Source organism: Rhodanobacter sp. DHG33 (assembly GCF_014843005.1).
GTDB lineage: Bacteria > Pseudomonadota > Gammaproteobacteria > Xanthomonadales > Rhodanobacteraceae > Rhodanobacter_A.
Map to the genome: position 1 here is coordinate 1 of NZ_JACYXM010000036.1, position 287 is coordinate 287.

General features: G+C 69.0%; 1 protein-coding gene. It reads right to left on the bottom strand.

From position 1 onward, the window contains the following. Positions 1–287 (bottom strand): phosphopantetheine-binding protein (locus tag IHE46_RS16870; protein ID WP_192166092.1); only part of this gene is annotated, 287 nt, incomplete at both ends.

The following is a 287-nucleotide window of genomic DNA, read 5'->3' on the forward strand; positions in this document are numbered from 1 at the left end:
AGCTGGGCGAGGAACCACAAGCGCTGCTGGGCAAAGGACAGGGGGAGCTGACCGTCGCGTGCAGCGGGAACGATGGCGGGCAGCGTCTGTGCCCCGGCCTGTTCCAGCGTCTGGGTGAGGGCCAACGCCAGCGCGGCGAGAGTGGGATGGGCGAACAGGGAGGCCAGCGACACAGTGACGCCGACCGTCTGGGCCAAGCGGCTGAGCAGGCGCACGGCGATCAGGGAATGGCCACCGACCTCGAAGAAGTTGTCGTGGCGGCTGACCTGCTGGAGGCCGAGCAGCTC